This window comes from Pseudomonas mucoides (assembly GCF_015461845.1).
Taxonomy (GTDB): domain Bacteria; phylum Pseudomonadota; class Gammaproteobacteria; order Pseudomonadales; family Pseudomonadaceae; genus Aquipseudomonas; species Aquipseudomonas mucoides.
The window spans coordinates 65,676-83,094 of record NZ_JACOPW010000003.1 but is presented as its reverse complement, the minus strand read 5'-3'; the positions used below and the strand labels follow the sequence as shown (position 1 = coordinate 83,094).

At 57.1% G+C, this 17,419-nt stretch carries 14 protein-coding genes; 6 read left to right on the top strand and 8 right to left on the bottom strand.

The genetic code is table 11. The features are described 5' to 3' along the window. Positions 1-35 precede the first annotated feature (35 nt). From pqqB to H8F22_RS15230, 7 genes are all read right to left on the bottom strand, one after another. Positions 36-947: a pyrroloquinoline quinone biosynthesis protein PqqB gene (pqqB, locus tag H8F22_RS15260; protein WP_027926710.1), complete on the bottom strand. Its 912-nt coding sequence runs from the start codon at positions 945-947 to the stop codon at positions 36-38. Between the two features lie 76 nt (positions 948-1,023). Beyond that, positions 1,024-1,098 carry a pyrroloquinoline quinone precursor peptide PqqA gene (pqqA, locus tag H8F22_RS15255; RefSeq protein WP_009045898.1) on the bottom strand — a complete coding sequence of 25 codons (75 nt, stop codon included), beginning with the start codon at positions 1,096-1,098 and terminating at the stop codon, positions 1,024-1,026. Between the two features lie 155 nt (positions 1,099-1,253). Next, complete coding sequence (gene pqqF, locus H8F22_RS15250; protein ID WP_194940416.1) at positions 1,254-3,677, bottom strand: pyrroloquinoline quinone biosynthesis protein PqqF; 2,424 nt, start codon at positions 3,675-3,677, stop codon at positions 1,254-1,256. A 48-nt stretch (positions 3,678-3,725) separates the two neighbouring features. Then, positions 3,726-4,520, bottom strand: coding sequence for a carbon-nitrogen hydrolase family protein (locus tag H8F22_RS15245; RefSeq protein ID WP_027926712.1), 795 nt, complete (start codon positions 4,518-4,520; stop codon positions 3,726-3,728). Between the two features lie 12 nt (positions 4,521-4,532). Further along, on the bottom strand, positions 4,533-6,215 hold the full coding sequence (locus tag H8F22_RS15240) for a flavin monoamine oxidase family protein (RefSeq protein ID WP_027926713.1): 1,683 nt from the start codon (positions 6,213-6,215) through the stop codon (positions 4,533-4,535). A 221-nt stretch (positions 6,216-6,436) separates the two neighbouring features. Further along, a complete protein-coding gene (locus H8F22_RS15235) occupies positions 6,437-6,898 on the bottom strand; it encodes an Lrp/AsnC family transcriptional regulator (RefSeq protein WP_194940415.1) in 462 nt (153 codons plus the stop codon). Positions 6,899-7,074: 176 nt separating this feature from the next. Beyond that, positions 7,075-7,743, bottom strand: a complete 669-nt coding sequence (locus H8F22_RS15230) for a hypothetical protein (protein WP_194940414.1) — start codon at positions 7,741-7,743, stop codon at positions 7,075-7,077. 740 nt (positions 7,744-8,483) lie between these two features. Between H8F22_RS15230 and H8F22_RS15225 the strand changes: the two genes are divergently transcribed. The 6 genes from H8F22_RS15225 to H8F22_RS15200 all read left to right on the top strand — a co-directional run bounded on the left by H8F22_RS15225 (position 8,484) and on the right by H8F22_RS15200 (position 12,145). Continuing rightward, positions 8,484-9,698, top strand: a complete 1,215-nt coding sequence (locus H8F22_RS15225; RefSeq protein WP_194940413.1) for a tyrosine-type recombinase/integrase — start codon at positions 8,484-8,486, stop codon at positions 9,696-9,698. Between the two features lie 91 nt (positions 9,699-9,789). Then, entirely contained in the window at positions 9,790-10,434 is a 645-nt protein-coding gene (locus tag H8F22_RS15220) for a hypothetical protein (protein ID WP_194940412.1), read from the top strand. Between the two features lie 112 nt (positions 10,435-10,546). Further along, positions 10,547-10,819: a helix-turn-helix domain-containing protein gene (locus tag H8F22_RS15215; RefSeq protein ID WP_194940411.1), complete on the top strand. Its 273-nt coding sequence runs from the start codon at positions 10,547-10,549 to the stop codon at positions 10,817-10,819. 1 nt (position 10,820) lies between these two features. Further along, positions 10,821-11,153 carry a hypothetical protein gene (locus H8F22_RS15210; protein ID WP_194940410.1) on the top strand — a complete coding sequence of 111 codons (333 nt, stop codon included), beginning with the start codon at positions 10,821-10,823 and terminating at the stop codon, positions 11,151-11,153. A gap of 3 nt (positions 11,154-11,156) precedes the next feature. Then, positions 11,157-11,327, top strand: a complete 171-nt coding sequence (locus H8F22_RS15205) for a hypothetical protein (protein WP_194940409.1) — start codon at positions 11,157-11,159, stop codon at positions 11,325-11,327. Then, a complete protein-coding gene (locus tag H8F22_RS15200) occupies positions 11,324-12,145 on the top strand; it encodes a hypothetical protein (RefSeq protein WP_194940408.1) in 822 nt (273 codons plus the stop codon). The genes H8F22_RS15205 and H8F22_RS15200 overlap by 4 nt, the downstream gene beginning before the upstream one ends. A 582-nt stretch (positions 12,146-12,727) precedes the next feature. Here H8F22_RS15200 and H8F22_RS15195 read toward each other — a convergent pair. Continuing rightward, the gene (locus H8F22_RS15195; protein WP_194940407.1) at positions 12,728-17,326 is read right to left on the bottom strand and encodes an NACHT domain-containing protein; all 4,599 of its coding nucleotides are present in this window, start codon (positions 17,324-17,326) and stop codon (positions 12,728-12,730) included. Between the last annotated feature and the right edge of the window lie 93 nt (positions 17,327-17,419).

The following is a 17,419-nucleotide window of genomic DNA, read 5'->3' as shown; positions in this document are numbered from 1 at the left end:
CTCGCTCGCGATAGACCGCAAAGCGGTCTCGACTCTTAAAGCACAATACTCATGCCGTCATACGCCACTTCAACACCCCGCCGAACCAGCTCGGCACGCTCCGGCGAATCCTCATCCAGAATCGGATTGGTGTTGTTGATGTGGATAAGCACCTTGCGTTGCTTGGGCAATTGCTCCAGCACTTCCAGCATGCCGCCGGGGCCGTTCTGTGCCAGATGGCCCATTTCCCGACCGGTGCGAGTGCCGACGCCACGGCGCTGCATTTCGTCGTCGTCCCACATTGTGCCGTCCACCAGCAGGCAATCGCTGCCGGCCATGATCTCGAGCAGCGGCGCGTCGACCTTGCCCAGCCCCGGTGCGTAGAACAGCTTGCCGCCAGTGCTCAGGTCTTCAACGATCAGGCCGATGTTGTCGCCGGGGTGCGGATCGAAACGGTGTGGTGAATAGGGCGGGGCGGCGCTGCGCAGCGGCAGCGGGGTGAAACGCAGGTTCGGGCAGGCCGCAATGCTGAAACTGCGGTCAAGCTCGATCCGGTTCCAGTCCAGCCCACCGTTCCAGTGGGTCAGCATGGTGAACAGCGGAAAACCGGTGCTCAAATCTTCATGGACCATGTCGGTGCACCAGACCTGATGCGGACACCCTTCGCGCAGGCTGAGCAGGCCGGTGGTGTGGTCGATCTGGCTGTCCATCAGGATGATCGCGCTGATGCCGGTGTCGCGCAGGGCCCGGCCCGGTTGCATCGGGGCGAAACTCTGGAGTTGGGCGCGAATGTCCGGCGAAGCGTTGCACAGCACCCAGTTCACGCCATCATCGGAAATGGCGATGGACGATTGGGTCCGCGCCTTGGCGTTCAGGCTGCCATCGCGAAAACCGGCGCAGTTCACGCAGTTGCAGTTCCACTGGGGGAAACCGCCGCCGGCGGCGGAACCTAGAATCTGGACAAACATGGCCGCTCCATCATTCGAAAACTGAAAATAAAAACGCCTCGGCGAGCCGAGGCGTTGGCACTGCGATACAAAAAGATTAGCGGCTTGCGAAGTACATGGTGACTTCAAAGCCGATACGCAGGTCGGTGTAAGCGGGTTTGGACCAGGACATGGGAGCGCTCCTTCAGGTGATGGGACAGTTGAGGTCTATACATATAGTCCACCTCCAGCCGGAGATGTTCAGATAGTTAGGTTGCTATGTTACTCAAAATTACAGCGTGGTTGCCCGTGAAACTTTGAGAAAGCTAATTGCAGCGCCTGTAATGATCATTTTGTCGCTTGCCAAACCGCGCTCGGGCTTGGGCCGGTGGCCAGGCAGCACCATCCGCCGAGCGCTTGATTCAATCGCTTTGCCGCGCCCAGTAATGCGTCGCGATCGATCAGCAAAATGGTTTCAGGCAAACGCTCCAGATAATCCGACGAGTGGCCAGCCAGTTTGCCCTGCCAGAGCAGTTCGGCGGCCTGAGGGGCGGGCAGAGTGTTCAGGTCCAATTGGTTTGCCAGGGATTGACGTTGGGCGGTGAACGTCGCCTCGTCCATGCCTTCGATCATGCCTGGCAAGTCGCTTAGAAAGTGTTCGATGTGTTTCAGCAACCCAGCCGGTGCAACGCTCGGTGATTGCACGCCGAACAGAAGCCCGGTCTGCCCATGGATCTGGCGCAAGGCGCTGAACACGGCATAGCCCAGTTGCAAGTCCACCCGCAGGCGCTGATAGAACGGTGTCTGGCACAGGTGCGCGAGCAGGCGCCAGGCGGCTTCGTCGGCGATGTCCTGCGTGGCGGTCGGACAGAACAGCAACAGCGCGTGTTCGCTGGAGTCGGCGTCGAGAGTTGTCCACAGACGCTGCGCGTTGATCGAGGACGGCGCCGATGGTTGATCCGCAACACCGGGCACGCGGCTCAGCGCCAAACCCATCGCCGCTTGGGTCTGTGCCGACAGGCCAACGGCCAGACCTTCCCAACGTGCGTTCGACCAAAGCTGCTGCAAATCCCCTGAGTCAGCCGCGGGTTCAAGGCAAAGACCAGGCAGCGCCTTCAGCAGTTGCTTGATCGGCATCAATGGGGTGTTTGGCGGTTCATTCTGTGAGAAATCTGCTGTTGGCGTGGTCAGCACTTTCAATGCGTGTTCGAGGACAGTTGGCATCGGTGCCTGTAGCCCGGTCATCTTCAGCAGCCATTCTTTGCCTGATGCGCTGAAGGAAAAGTCGACACCGGCCTGATGCGCATCTTCGCGCAAAGGTTTCAACTGGTTCTCCAATGTCGACTGAAGACTGGCAAGAGGTGTGAAGTCGAGTCGCCAGCGCAGATAAATCGCGCCTTCATCGGTGTTATCTGGCAGCGCCGAACTGAACTGCATCGGGGAGTTTTCACGACGACTGCGTGAGCGGTCCTGGGCAAACGTGCGCAGACCACGGTGTTTGCTGGTCTGGCCGCGAATCAGCCCGGCATTGGCCGCGGGCGTTTCGCTGCGTAAAAACGGATTAGGCGTCGGCAGTTGCCATTCGCCGCTGAAGTTATCCACAGCACCGATTTTCTTCAGGATGTCTTTCAGAGCAAGAACGCCCTGCGCGGATAACCCGGTCTCCAGTTGCTCACTGTCCCGTTGGGCCAACTGCAAGGCACCGCTGACTTGCTGCTGGCGTTGCAGCATGGCTGCGTATTCTTCGCGCAAGCCGGGCCAGTCTTGATGGGAGGCAAAAAAGCCCAGCCAGTCGAGAAGTGTTTGGCGAATCACGCTTTCCGATTGAGCGTTTATGAATTCAATGTGCAGCAAGGCTTGCCCGGCGAATTGATACAGCGGCGCAGCGTTCAGGCTGTCGGCCAGACCCTGTTCTCGCAGTGTCGCCACCAGCCCACCGGGTTTCTTGGCGTTCAGCCAATGACACAGAAATGCCAGTGCCTCAGGCGATGACTCAGGTAACGCTTCGAACGCGAACAGAAGATCCAGCCGGCGCTCGCCAGCCTGGTGATAAGTTGTTTGCGAAGCGTTCATCAGCGCGTCAGGTGCTTGTTGCGGGACTCGTTGCCCGACTGGAATCCCGGTGCCGAAACGCTGAGCCATCTCACGCAGCTCATCGAGAGTCTGCGGTCCGGCCAGGCTCAGTGTCATCTGTCCGATGAGGTAGAACCGCTGATGGAAATCCTGCAACGCTTGCTGAAACTCAGGCTGTGGCACCGGCAGGCTATCGCGGTTGCCGGCATGAAAGCCGCGCAAGGGATGCGTCGAAGAAAGCCCATCGAACAACGCCAATTGCTGTTGCTTCACCGCATCCTGCGACCAGGCGAGGAACTCGGCGTGCAGCACTTCCCGTTCCCGCAACTGATCGTCCGCATTCATACGCGGATGAGCGAGCATGTCTGACAGACGCTCCAGCCCACCGGCAAACGCCTGAGTCGGCAACTCGACAAAGAAGTCGGTTGTGCGCTCATTGGTTCGTGCGTTGACCTGACCGCCATGTCCCTGAACGTAGGCCATTAATCCCTGGCCTGCAGGAAAGCGCTCGGTGCCGAGAAACAGCAAATGCTCCAGAAAATGCGCCAGACCGGGCCACGCCAGTGGCACATCGTGACTGCCCGCCGCGACGCGCAGCACCGCCGCACAGCGCTTCAAATTCGGGGCATGACGCAGCGTCACCCGCAAGCCGTTAGCCAGGGTTTCAGTGTGGGGGCGGGGGTGATTCAGCGCAGGCATGAGCACTTCCAGTACAGAGAAGCGCTAATGCTAGCGGATTACAGGGGATCAGCGCTTGTTAAGGTCGCCATAAAGCTCGGGACGACGATCAATCAAGTAGCGATTGGCCGCGCGTGAATCGGCCATCAATTGACGATCCAGTTCGCCGACAATCAGCGCTTCATCCAGGCCGGCCTGAGCGATGCGACTGCCATCCGGTGCGGCGATGCTGCTCTGGCCGCAGTAGTGGATCTCGCCTTCATGGCCGCAGTAATTGGCGTAGGCCACGTAGCACTGATTCTCGAAAGCGCGGGCGCGGACGGTGACGTCGGCGACGAAGTCGAAGGGAATCATGTTCGCCGTCGGCACCACGATCAGCTCGGCACCGGCCAGGGCCAGGCGCCGGGCGTTTTCCGGGAACTCCATGTCGTAGCAAATCAGGAAGCCAAGCTTCCAGCCGTTGAGCTCCACCAGCGGAAAATCATCCTGCCCGGCGCTGAACATCGAGTGGTCGAGGTCGCCGAACAAGTGCGTCTTGCGGTAGTTGCACAACCGCTCACCGTGGGCGTCGATCAACTGCACGGCGTTGTAGATCTGCCCGTCCTCGGTGCGCTCCGGGTAGCCATACAAGATGGCAATCCCGGCGGTCTTGGCAATGCGCGCAATTTGCTGCGCCGACTCACCGTTGTGCACCTCGGCGAGGATGCTGACCGCATCGACGCCGATGTTGTAGCCGGTCAGGAACATCTCCGGCACCACCAACAGGTCGGCACCTTTGGCCTCCAGCGCCAGTTGATGCAGGCGTTGCAGATTGCCGGCGACGTCCAGGGGCAGCGGTGGACATTGGTAAAGGGCTACGCGCATTTCGGATTCCTCTTACTCGGGCAGGGCGATCGGACCGATCTCGTTGAACACATCACCTGGACCCGGGTTCTCGGCGTGAGTTTCACCGCCGAAGTGTTTCATGATGCCCCACACCGCGTTGAGCGAGGTCTGCACCGCGCCTTCAACCCAGGCCGGCGTCCATGAAACGTCGTCGCCGGCGATGAAAATCCCGCGTTGCTCGGCCGGCATGTCGTCCTGCATGAAGTGTGCGTACATCCGTTGGTTGTAGCGGTAGTGGCCGGGCAGGGCGCCTTTGAAGGCCCCAAGGAAATGCGGGTCGGCTTCCCACGACACGGTGATCGGATCGCCGATGATACGCGCGGCGATGTCGACTTTCGGGTAGATCTTCTTCAACGCGTCCAACGCCAGTTTCACGCGTTTTTCCACCGGATGCGGGAGCATCTTCAGCGCGTCGCTCATCCACGAGTACGACAGGCAAATCACGCCGGGCTTGTCGTCACCGTTGTCGAACAGGTAGGTGCCACGGGTCAGGCGGTCGGTGAGGGTCATGCTCATCAGGTCGCGTCCGGTTTCCGGATCCTTGTCCTTCCAGAACGGGCGGTCGACCATCACGAAAGTCTTCGACGACTGCATGTAGCGGGTGCGGTCGAGGGCCATCCACATCTTTTGCGAGAACAGGGTTTCGTCGCATTCGATCTGAGTGGTCAGCAGCCAGCTCTGGCACGTGGTCAGTACAGCGGCGTATTCGCGGGTGTCGCCGTTGTTGTCGGTGACCGCGAAACGACCGTCAGCGGCGTGGGCGATTTTTTTAACCCCGGAGCGCGGCGCGCCTCGGTGCAAAGACTTGAGACTGGTGCCTTCTGGCCAGTGCACGCAGCGTTCTGGCACATGGCGCCAGATGCCTTGCGGGACTTGTTCGACGCCGCCGACGACCAGGTGCTGGTGATCATCGCAGTTGGTCATCACCACCCGGAAAATTTCCAGCATCGAGTTCGGGAAGTCAGAGTCCCAGCCGCCGGTGCCGAAGCCGACTTGACCGAACACTTCGCGGTGATGGAACGAGAGTTTGGCGAAGGCTTTTGAGGTCGCGACGAAGTCGTAGAAGGTGCGGTCGTCCCACAGCGGAACCAGGGTGTTCCACAATTCTTTGAGGCGCGGCACGTCACGGTCACGGATCGCTTGCTGGATATCGGCGAACTGTGAACCGGCTTCCAGTGCATCCGCCCACGCGTCAGCCACTTCCTGGAACAGTGCAGGAAGATCCGCCAGTTTCTGTGCGTAATGGGTTTTGCCTTCGATGTCGATCACCGTGCTGCCCGACGCGGGCGTCAGCGGGTTCGGAAAAGGCTTGGTCTGCAGGCCGAGTTTGTCGACGTAGTGATAGAACGCGGTAGACGATACCGGGAAGCGCATCCCGCCCAATTCGGCGATGATTCCATCGGTCCCGTTGAACGCCTGGGAGCGCAGACGACCGCCCATCTTCGAGGCTTCGTAGACGACGGGTTTCAAGCCCAGCTTCATCAACTCGTAGGCCGCCACCAAACCGGCGATGCCCGCGCCGACAATCGCTACTTCGGCACCGTGGTTGTGCGCAGGAATGCTGCCCAGGCCAGCCGGGTGTTCGATCCAGTCGTCGAAGGCGAAAGGAAAATCCGGACCGAAAATGGTGACTGGTTTCTTACCGTCTGCAGGATGGCGATTGTTCTTGTTCATGGCTGACCTTGCTGGCGACCCGACGCAGGATGCGCGTCTGAGTATAGGAAAAGATGGCAGCCATTCTAGTGAGCGTAGAACACGTTAATAAGACGCAATGTGTCGTCGTTTTGATAATTGTTTGATCAGAATGACGATTGAATGCTACACACCGTCAATGTGGGAGCGGAGCTCGCTCGCGATGAGGCCCTTCCAGACACCAAACAGCTATCGGCAAACACTCAAACCGGCTGCCCCCGATCAATCTTGCTACTCAAAATAATCGACGTCGTCGTCTTCTCCACCCCATCCACACTGCCGATCTGATCCAGCAACTGATCCAGCTGCTCTGGCGAGTCAGTCCGCAGCCACGCCACATAATCAAATTCGCCACTCACGGCACACAACTGCTGAACCTGCGCCATCGTACTGAGCCGACGCAGCACTTCCTTGCCCGAGCGCGGTTGCACGGTAATCCCGACGTACGCCTGCAATCCGCCATCCACCACGCGCTGACCGAGGCGCACCCCATAACCGGTGATGACCCGGGTCTTTTCCAGTCGCGCCAATCGTGAGGTGACGGTCGTGCGAGCGATACCCAATTGCCGGGCCAGCATGGCCACGCTCTCGCGGGCGTTGATCTGCAGGGCGGCGATCAACTGGCGGTCGATCTCGTCAAGAACCGGTGGGCGTGTGTCAGGCAAGGGGCGTCTCCAGTGGCGTGGAACAATGGTTGAACATGTTACAGGCTCGTTTGACGCGACGCTTGTGGGCGATATTCGAACTTGGGCTATGTGATTGCATAGACATTGCCCAAGTGACGGCTGAATCACGGGCATGAAAAAGCCGCGCATTTGCGCGGCTTTTCTGATTGGCCAATTCAGCAGCCAGGAGTCGGCAGTTCAGTACCGATGGTAATCGCAGTGACTTGCACAGCGGAAAAGCTTTGCTGTGCCTGCGCGTCGAAATTTCTCTCACAGTTGAAGCGGGTGTCTGTTACAAAATCTTCGCCCTTGACCTTGGTCATGCTGGCCTGCCACTGGTTAGAGGCCTTTAGCGCCTGATCGCTGACCAGCACAACTTCCAGCAACACCTGACGAAAGTCCACTGCTCGCGGGCCGTCCCATTTTGCAAAAACCGACGGATCGGCAGCGTTGCCGCACATGGTCAGGCAGTCCGCGTAGAAATTCAGGTCCCCAGCCGCTTGCTGGAAGTTACCGAAGGTCAGGGGCTTGTTGGCAGCCGGAGCGAACGATTCACCAATGAAGGACTTCAAATCGGCTTGGCAGGTCGGCGAAAGCTCCATGCGCAGTTCACTGATCGTGCCGCCACCGGCAGTCGCCGTGATTTGGCAGCCTTGAATCTCATAAGAGTGATGATCGCCCAAGCTCTCACGTGCGACGCCGGCAACCGATTCAAAGTGACGCAGATTGGTGCCCAACATTTTTCCATTAAAAACATCGGCGACACTGGCTTTTGCTTGGGCAATCGCAGGGCTGGCTACAACAATCAATGCTGTAAACAGGCTGGAAGAAATGGCTTTGTTCATCTGCAAATTCCTTTTGTCTCGATTGAGTCGAACGTCATCCTTCGACGATGAGACGCGACCATACACAACGTTGATGGTGATTGGCCAGCAGTGAGTGCCATGTCGCCTATCGGAGGGTGAGTCGCGACACACCGTGACGATGAACTGACGGCCCCGAATGATCGAGGCACCATCCTGCGGAGTGCTGTTGCTCGGATTCCGTCGCGGTCCGCGCAGGTCGCGGCGAAAGCACCGTCACCACATCGTCAATCAACGCCTTACCCAAGCAAGCCCGAGAAGCTGACCATGTTCACGCTGAAACGAGATAACGGCGAGTTGGCCAGGTCGTTAACGGGTTTGCCCCTTTATGCGCTTAAGCGTTTCGAGGGTGAGTGTCTGCAGCCTGGGCGTTAGCGGCGTTTCAGCTTCAAGTTGTTCGGTGATGCCTCGCAGGAAGTCCTGCTGCAATCGTTGAGCTTCAGGCGTTCGGCTTCGCCAAGTACTTACAAAATCATCGGAAACAAAAAAGGCCAACCGCAATGGTTGGCCTAACTTGTTGACTCATATGGTGGGCCCACACGGACTTGAACCGTGGACCAAAGGATTATGAGTCTCTTTTTCTTCGTTTTGCCCAGTTTTACCAATATCTATAGAGCCTTGTATTTATTGGGCTTCAGCCATATTCTTGCTTTACGAAGTTTAACGGTTTTCGACCTTCGGTGATTGACCGGTGATTGACAGCCCAGCTCGGAAAGCAAGCAGTGAACACGACAGAAACCGCCTTCAGTTTTACCAAGACAGCCTTGGACGGTATCAAACCGACCGATAAACGCGCTTGGTTTCGAGATTCCAAAACTCTAGGGCTTTCCATTTGCGTTACTCCGGCGGGCTCCAAGACCTTCTATGTAATTCGTCGCGTCGCGGGCATGGGACGCAAGGGCAATAACGAGTTCATACGCTTGGGGGTGTTTCCTGACATGACCGTCGAACAGGCCCGCGTTGGAGCTCGGCTGAAGCTCAAGAGCCTGAATGCCGGCGAGAGCGTTCGTGCCGCTGCCACTGCTAGAAAGGAAGAACTGACCGTTGGTGACTTATGGGGTGTCTGGAGAGAGGAGCGGGCAGTCGGGCCGACCCCTGACAGGCCGATCAAGCGCAGTTGGAGAAAGGATCAGCGGCTGTATGACTGCCATTTGAAAGATCGCGCCAAGCGTCGAGTAAGTGAGATCACCTCCACCTTAGCTGGGAAGATTTTCCGCGATGTGACAGTTGTGAGCGGGCCGGTGGAGGCGAACCACGTGAAACGGCTGGCCCGTGCCATGTGGAACCATGCCATCAAGCATCACGGGCTGGACCTCCGTAATCCTTGGTCAACGCTCAAGGACAACCACGAAGTTCGGCGAGAAGAGTGGATCAAACCCTCGCAAATGCCGGCTTTGTTCAAGGCCATCGACTCCGTGGGTAATCAGGATGTAGCGGACATGGTTAGGCTGTGTCTGTTCACGGGGGCGCGGTCGGGAAACGTCAAGGCGATGCGCTGGGACCAGTTGGATCTGGATACTGCTATTTGGACGATTCCCAGCAGCCATCACAAAAACAAATTGATCCATACGATACCAGTGCCGCCACCTGCTCTGGAGATTCTGCGCCAGCGTGTCGGTGTGAGCCGGGATTGGGTTTTTCCTGCGCCGACTAAGGCTGGTCATATAGGGGAAATTCGCAAGACTTGGCATGCCATGCTCAAGGCTTTTGCTGCGGAGTTGGCGTTGCCAGAAATCCCGGACCTTCACATTCATGATCTTCGCCATACAACAGCAAGTTGGCTGGTCGGCCAAGGTGTGAGCCTGCCGATGGTTGGCAAACTGCTAGGGCACACGACGACGGTGACCACCGCCCGCTATGCCCATTTAGCCACTGATCCGGTGCGCGAAGCGTTGGAGAAGATCACGGCAGCGATGGGGCGCTCTGGCCCCGTATGACCAAGTTACGGTCAGCTTAGCCCGACGGAGCGAAGGCGGACCACCTACCAGCCTAATTGGTTGCCTTTTGTAGGACGCCTGAAGGAACGTTATGGATTTGGATAGCAATGAATGGGAAGGCATGGAGCTGGGATATTCCGAGTTCATGGAATTTGCCGAAGCGGACTACTCGGGTCACCTTGATCCCGAAAATTTCGGCAGTGGTTTTGAAATCAAAGCCGATGGCATATATGTAAAAAAGCCCCCAGAAGGTATCGATCTGACACCAAAGGAACTTGCTGCAATCACCCAGCACCCCAGAGGCAGGATAAATGAGCCAGCGTTGGGCTTTCCCTTCGCTCCTCGAGAGCTCAAAGCATTTTTTGATTGGGCTGCAAGGGTCGGTCATGACATACCTATCGATGAGGATGCGCTGGAGCAGTTGATTATTGCTCAGAGGACGCAACCGACACTGACCACCGCCGGCCTTGCTCCAAAAGTCAGTGAGTCTGACGCGGCTCTTGGGGCCTACGTACGCCTGCGACAACAGGCTTTCTCTGAACGAGTGCACGAGGATCGAGATGTCCGAGCGGTGGAGCATCAACGCTGGCGCGACGCTGGAGAGGAGATTAAACAAGGGAGACAAAATCCGGTCAGCCTTCGCCAGTTAGCTGAGCTGGTAAAAGAGTGTCTCGATCTACCAGACAAAGTCGAAACGATCCGCAAGCGTCTCGCAGAGCCGCAAAGTGGTGGGTGAGTGGGTGAGTGGGTGAGTGGGTGAGTGGGTAGTGGGTTGGGTACGTCAGCCTTACCCACCGCAGACCATAATTCTTGGCTCCGTCATTACCAGCTAATACGGAGCTATCCACATGACCACCACCCATGCCGCCAATATTGCCCTGATCAAACTCGAGATTGCCGCACAACTCGGCTACGACCCGAAAAATCCGCCCGTCCACGTAGATCCTGCGGAGGCCGCGGATGTCCTCACGGTGAAGGAGACCACCCTCGCAGTGTGGCGCTCCACTGGCCGCTACAATCTGCCCTTCGTGAAGGTTGGCCGTCTGGTGCGCTATCGCGTGAATGATCTGGCGCAGTTTCTGGTCGATCGCACTGCGGGCCATACCGGCGAGGTTGCCTAACATGACGGAGAAAAATACTGCCGTCCAACAGGCCACTCCCAAGAAGGAAACCTTGACGGATATCAGTGCCGACGCAGAGCGCACCCGCCTTCTGGCTCGCCTGCATACTGGCGCGCCGGCTACGGTTACCGCCCTTGCGCTGAGCATCCCGATGCCTGCTGCGTCTGTTAAGGCGTTGCATATTCAAGTGCCCGCGCTCAAAACCCCACGTATCAAGCTGACCGATAATCACCGCCGCCCCCGTCATGGCGTGGCAAGTCAATACTTCGGTGCCCAGGCCGACTCCAATATCGCCGCTCGCAACGAGCGTAACGCCGTTCAGCCAGGGGTTTAAACAATGGAGGATTTTCAACGCTGCCCAGAGGTGGTGACGGTCCCGGCTTGCCCGTTGAAAGTAACTGTTTCGATGCACCTTCGGCCGCTCGCCGTCGATTGGGTGACGCTGGTCGTTGCAGCTAGCCTGATCGCACTGGAGGACAAACTGACCAAAGCCTTGGTGCTCCAATGACCGTTACAGTCGGGAAGTTGCTCAGCCGAGGAGACGAAATCAGAATCGAGCTTGGCCGGCTTGTCATCCGCCCATCCAGTGGTAAGCCCGTGCCTCAGGACTGGATGGACAAACATTCACCCGCTCTCCTGCGCGAAATCCTGCACACGATGGGGATCGATGCATATGAGTATGGCGGTTATTCGACCGGCAAGTTTGGTCATCAGAAGGCGTCTGGTGTGGCGATCCAGCTTCCGTCGTTTGTCGATGGTCTGGATACCCACGCAATCTTCAACGCGGAGCTGAATCGTGACCGTACTACCAAGGCGGGGGCAAAAGGCTCTGATCTTCCGAAAGGACACTTTCGCATTGGCAAGCGCAGCCATCTCTATCGTTTCTGGCAGTCAACCGGCCTCCCCACGCCAAAGCGCCTTTCGTCGCTCCATGACTACCTGGGTAACCTGCGGGGCATCCTGTTCGTTGCAGATCTGGTAGTCGGGCAAACAAAACGGCTGGACACTGCATCGCTCCGCCCTCTTGCCATCACTTTTGCTGAGGTGCATAACGCCTTTCAGCCGGACAACTACCGGACAATTTCCGGACAACCAGCGGGCAACTGCCGGACAAAAGTGCCGGACAAGGTTTCGGCTCCAGACCAGCAAAATCAAGGCCTCCAGGGGAATCAAACCACGGGGACTGAAAACCACGGTAAAACGGTAATCAGTAAAGACGGGTACACGGCAGTCAATGAATCTGCCCCGTCGCGCAAGCCACCACAAGAACAATCAGTGGAGGAGTGGCTAGCTGATTACTCTTCACCATCTGGCGACAACAGCTGAATGTTCCCATGCATGAGGGCATTCAAGCATCGCTACACACTTGAGCAAGCGACGTTCCGAGCATGCCTGCTTTCTGAAAAAGCCTCACTGTCGTGAGGCTCATTTACAAGGGTAGCCCGATCAGTCGATCACCTCAGGTGCTTTGAGTAAACGTCTTTGCCAACACAACCACTATCCCCTGGAGCATCCCGCATGACACCTCGCTCTGGTCGAGGAGAAGCTTGAACTGGTTCGATGGCAGAACCACTGAAGTGTTTCCAGTCGTCGCCAAGTGATGATTTATAACCGCTCTAGCGGGTGAGAGAACCTGCTAGTTTTCGGAGCAGTACGCGCGCGCGTACGCGCGACTAACCACTACCAACCAATCTGTCAACTGTACAGCCAGCTGGGGCGAGCGATCACTATCCAAGTTTTCACTTGGGTTGACCGCTGCGCGCCGAGAAGAGGCGGCCGGCAGCGAACGGCCAGAAGTAGGTATCGAGGTGAGATTTTCTGGGGAGTTTTGCGCGCTCATCTCGGCTACTCGCAAAGTCGATACCTACCGACGAAAGCGGCCACGCTATTGGCCTCTGCCTTCGCACTTCATTCTTCGAAACTCAACATTACAGATGAGGGAGCTTTTTCACCGAACAGCTTCTCTTGGCGCTTTTTCTGGACCTTAATTGCTCTGTTGCTGATCTCCCGACTTATCGTCGGCATAAACGCCGTGAAGATCGCTGTTGGTGCTCTCGAGGCTTCGGACCATATGTCGAAACGGCCATCGACTATCTTCATAAACAGAATGGACGCGCTCCAGAAATCCTCCTGCCGTTGGGCATTTAGCATCTTTGCATACCAAGTCTTTGCCCAAAGATTCCTTGCATACGAATCGCTCGCAGTTGAGTGGGCATTGCCAATGAAGCCCTCGGTGCCGTCGAAGCGGGACAGAACCGCCTCAGCGTGGACGCTATCGTCGCAAAAGCCTGCAATCATGAGCGCAAGTGCTGTCTCGTACGGCCGGTCCGTGGCAAGAAGTTCATCAATGTAGGTCTGTAGAATTGCCACCTTTCCGCAGAGATGGGCCGCGATGACCTCGCGCGCGATGTCGCTGTTGCTTTGCGGTGTTCGTAGGCGCCTTTTGCATATGTCCACCATCGCCGGGCTAGCAGTGTTGCTCCATAGGACAATGGTCTCTACAGGGATTTTTGCAGCGCCGGTGACACGACGTATGGTTGGGTCCAATGCCAAAATGCGGGTAATGAACTCAGGTGCTAACGGATTGCCGCTGGCGCCGAGTGCGACCGCTACCTGTAGGGCGACGTGGTGAAGATGACGGAGCTTTCGATCGGAGGTGGTGACCAACATGCGGAGCCAGCGCTGATCGCGATCAGCATCCTGTCCGATGATCGATTTGATGCCGTCGAACGTGAGGTCGGAGAGTATTAGGTCTGCTTCAACAGCCGTGAGCTCACCGGCAAAGCGTTCATAGGCGTTGTTCATGCGGCGTTGGCGCTCGTCGAACTGTTCTTCCGTTTCCGAAAGCCGATTCATCTGGGATGTGAAGTCGTTTTCCGACGGAGCCCGTTCCGTTAACGAAACCAGGGGAGGCGCGAGGTCGGACACTGTCGGCGCCCCAGTCTCAATCTCCGGCAACTCCACATCACCCTCATAGTCCAATGCCTTCACAAGCGCGGCTTCGATGCGAGCGGCGATGGCATCATCCTGTTCGGCAGGTAGCGTTTCGGCGGCGAACCCGTAGTGGGACACGTTCATTCGATCAAGCGCGGACTCCGTCTCTATCAGGCCCGCTTCCAACGCTTTCAATATCGCGGTGGACCCGTGCCACTCCTCGAAACTGCTGTCGCGCTTGTTCGGCTTTTCCGCGCTCCATCCACTATCTATGACTTCCTGTAGTAATGAAGTGTCGCCGCTCGATGCGGCGAGGGCGAGTGCTTCATGCCGGAGATTTTTGAATGGAGATCGGATGAAGCCTTTGACAATACCGGCAGCGCGCGGTGTGAGCGGCGATTCAGAATAGTGGATTGAGGCAAGAACTGCTGTCTGCGCATGCTCATTTCCACTCTGCAGAACACCCTCCAGCACCTGTTCCACTTTTTCCGGTGTGGCACTGCGCACGCATGAGAGCAGCTCCAGCAGGAGGGTCTCGCCCTGCATTTTTGCGATCGCGTCGAGCTGCTCGTCGGCGGTGAAATGCGGCAATGCGATGATCGCGGAAAACTGTGCCGTAAGGAATTCGTCCCGATCGTCTTGCCCGTCTTTATGCGACGCGGTGCTAGATACACTGGCCGAAAGGAAGCGTTGGGCAAGGTCTTTTGTGAGAGCCGCACTATGCCGTAAAAGCATTAATACGCCCTGAAGCCGTGCATGCCCGCTACGGCCGAGCACTTCGCTCGCGAATGCACGGTGCGTGTGTATCGCGTCATCAGGTACAAAGCGTGCGACAGCGGCCCGAGCGCCGCAGAAGTAACGGTCCTCTTGGGCCATTCCCCGGCTCATGGCAATCTTTTCTGGGTCAATCTGTCGATAGTTTTGGGCTGTCGCGATAACGTTCTCTGGTTCAATGGTATTGGGATTGCAGGGATCAACAGCGCTGTAATTTTCTTTTATAGACCAGCCTTCAAAGCGTTCTTGGTCGCGTGTGAGCTCATCGCGGATACGGGCCCCCTCTTTGGCGTCGCCGACATCCCCGGTGCCGTACAGGATGCCAACGCGTGTCCACGTCCCCACGCTGGACGAGTGTTCCGCCGGCAGCGCTTCCAATCCCTTCAGGATTGCTGATCGAGTCTCCTGCCAATCGGCGCGGTTGTAGTGAAGAACCTGCTCGAATTCTGCATAGGGCACCGACGTTGATGAATTGAGTGCGGCAGAAAACCGCCAACGGACAAGATAGGTTGCGATCTCTTCTAGCGGCATACCAGCCAGAAGATAGAGAGCGAAGCGACATATGCCATCGAACCTAGGGTGCGGAGCGATTACGAGGTTCCTAGTCATGAAGGATCGCTCGACTTCAGTGAGGGCAGCCTGACGTTCTTGAATGATGGCCAAGACTCTATTGCGCTCTTCGTCAGCCTGAGTGACAGATCCATGGCCCGACGTCCGGTGCATCCCTCGTTCTGGTGCAAGCGAATAGAAGGACAGCCACCGCTTCGTAGATTCCAAAATGTGTTGCCAAATTCCCGGCTCGTTGCGCCGGTTGAGTAGCGCGTAAAGCAGCCACTCTTTGCTGGCGATGTGCTCTTGAGACAGATATACATTTTCAGCGGCTTGCAGGAAAGCGAGCGGAGCCGATTTTGCTAGCACGGCGAAGGCGTCGGCCTGGCTGTTCGGAAGATTTTGCAGTGATACGAATTTTTCGATCAGCGCGGAGCGTATCTCGGGGCTCGTTTCATCTTCAAGGCAAGCGATCTGCGTTGCGAGCAAGATAACCTTGGCCGTTTCATCAAGTGCGCTGATCGGTTCCAGTATTGTCGCTAGCTTTTCTCGCGGGTCGCGGTCGTTGCGCAACTCGCGTTCGAGTTGGCCGACGAGGTAGAGCGCGAGTGCCAGGTTGAGGCCGTCGAGTTTTATCTCATACTTTGACGCGCTTCCTTTCACCGAGGAGAAGAACCGGCTCGATGCAACAGCTTCGAGTTGGGCTTCTTGGACGGCATCGAACAACCTTAGATCATCCGTATTCTGCGCATTCGCTCGAGCCAATACCTTAGCTGCGAGATCTTTCAAAAGGTCGGCGAATGCGGGCGCCGAAACTGTAGCCGCCCCGTGCTGCTCCATCCTGCGCATATGCTCAAAGAGCAGCCGCCCGACGCTTAGCTCATCCAAAAGCTCGATGGCCTTGGCTTCTATCAGCTCAATAGCGATACCAAGAAGTCGGGGATTTCGAACGGATTCGAGAACCTCGATCCTGGTGTTGGAGAAGTCGATGTCGCGACTGCCCAATATCTGTTTCACGTCATTGATGGACCACTCGGCGAGCGTGATCGTCTTTACTGCACAAAATAGCGTTTTTTTGAGATACGCCCAGTGCTGCGTGCGGGTGGTGACCACCAGGCAGCCGCCCAGCTCCTTCAAGCGTAGCGCGGCGCGATCGAGCCAACGCCCCCAGTTCGACTTGAGCGGTTGGTTGAGCCCGTCCGCTATCAGGGTTACGCGGACGGAGCTTGCCGGGATGTTCGTGCGCCAATCTTTGAAGCGGCGCCGCCAGCGCGCGAACACTTGCGGCGTAACATCTCCATCTGTCTGATAGATCAGTTTGCGAATTAGGAAGTCATCGAAGTCTTCTGCATCATCTCCGGTCAAATCGTCGGCAGGACACAGGACGAGAAGTGATTTGGGATCAGACAGACTCCAGCTCTGGACAGCCAGCCAGGATTTTCCGACTCCCTCTTCGCCGACAATTGCGTAGATTTCGCTTTCTGGAGCTCCGGAGAATGCCTTTGTAAGGAGCGCACGCTCAGGTCGGTCGAGTGCCGAAGGGCCGGACGGATCAAATGGGGAGAGTGGTTGGCCGAGCTCGGCGCGCGCCTGCACTTTGTCTGTGAACAACCGGTCCAGCCATTCTTGGTTCAGCGTCTTGGCGTGGCCCAACCCAACGTCTGTGGCGAGTGATTTTCTGAGCGCACTCAGCCTTGAGGGATAATCCCCGTGTTTTTCAAAGTGGTCGATTGCTTTGATAGCGGGTGCGATAAGACCCGCTCCAGGCTTTCCGGTGAGTCCTTGTTTGATAATTTCTTTGGATTTTGAACCTGCCGCAACAGTGGCGACGAGCAGCGCCCCGAGATCGTTATTTGACCAGTCCAATACCGTGAAGCCGAAGCCGTTCTTGGCCGAAAATTTCCGCCCGTCTTCGACTGTTTGGGATGCCACCTCGCATGTTGCTCCGAGTATCCAGAGATCCACCACGCCGGTGTCGTCGTTCGCAACGTCGAAAAGCTTTGTCGAAATATCGTTCTTCGAAAGGCCTTCTTTGTAGCGTTTGCCCTCGAAATATGTGGCCCCGCCATCGAACGCCGAATCCCCGTCTCGTCCTCGCTGCGTACCTGACTTTGCGAGACGGAAAGATTGCCCTGTGATTTCACCCAGTACGACTCCGAGTAACCCTTCAAATCCTTCTGGGCCTGAAGGGTCGAGGGCTAAAAGGGCGTCCTGTAGAGCCTTTGCATGCGTTTTATCTGCTGTGTTCATGCTGGAATGACGCTTCCACAAGTGTTGCAACCAATGGGAGTTAAGGGGGGGGCGTAGCTATGTCAGGTGGACGCTTTGCCTCACCTATTTGGC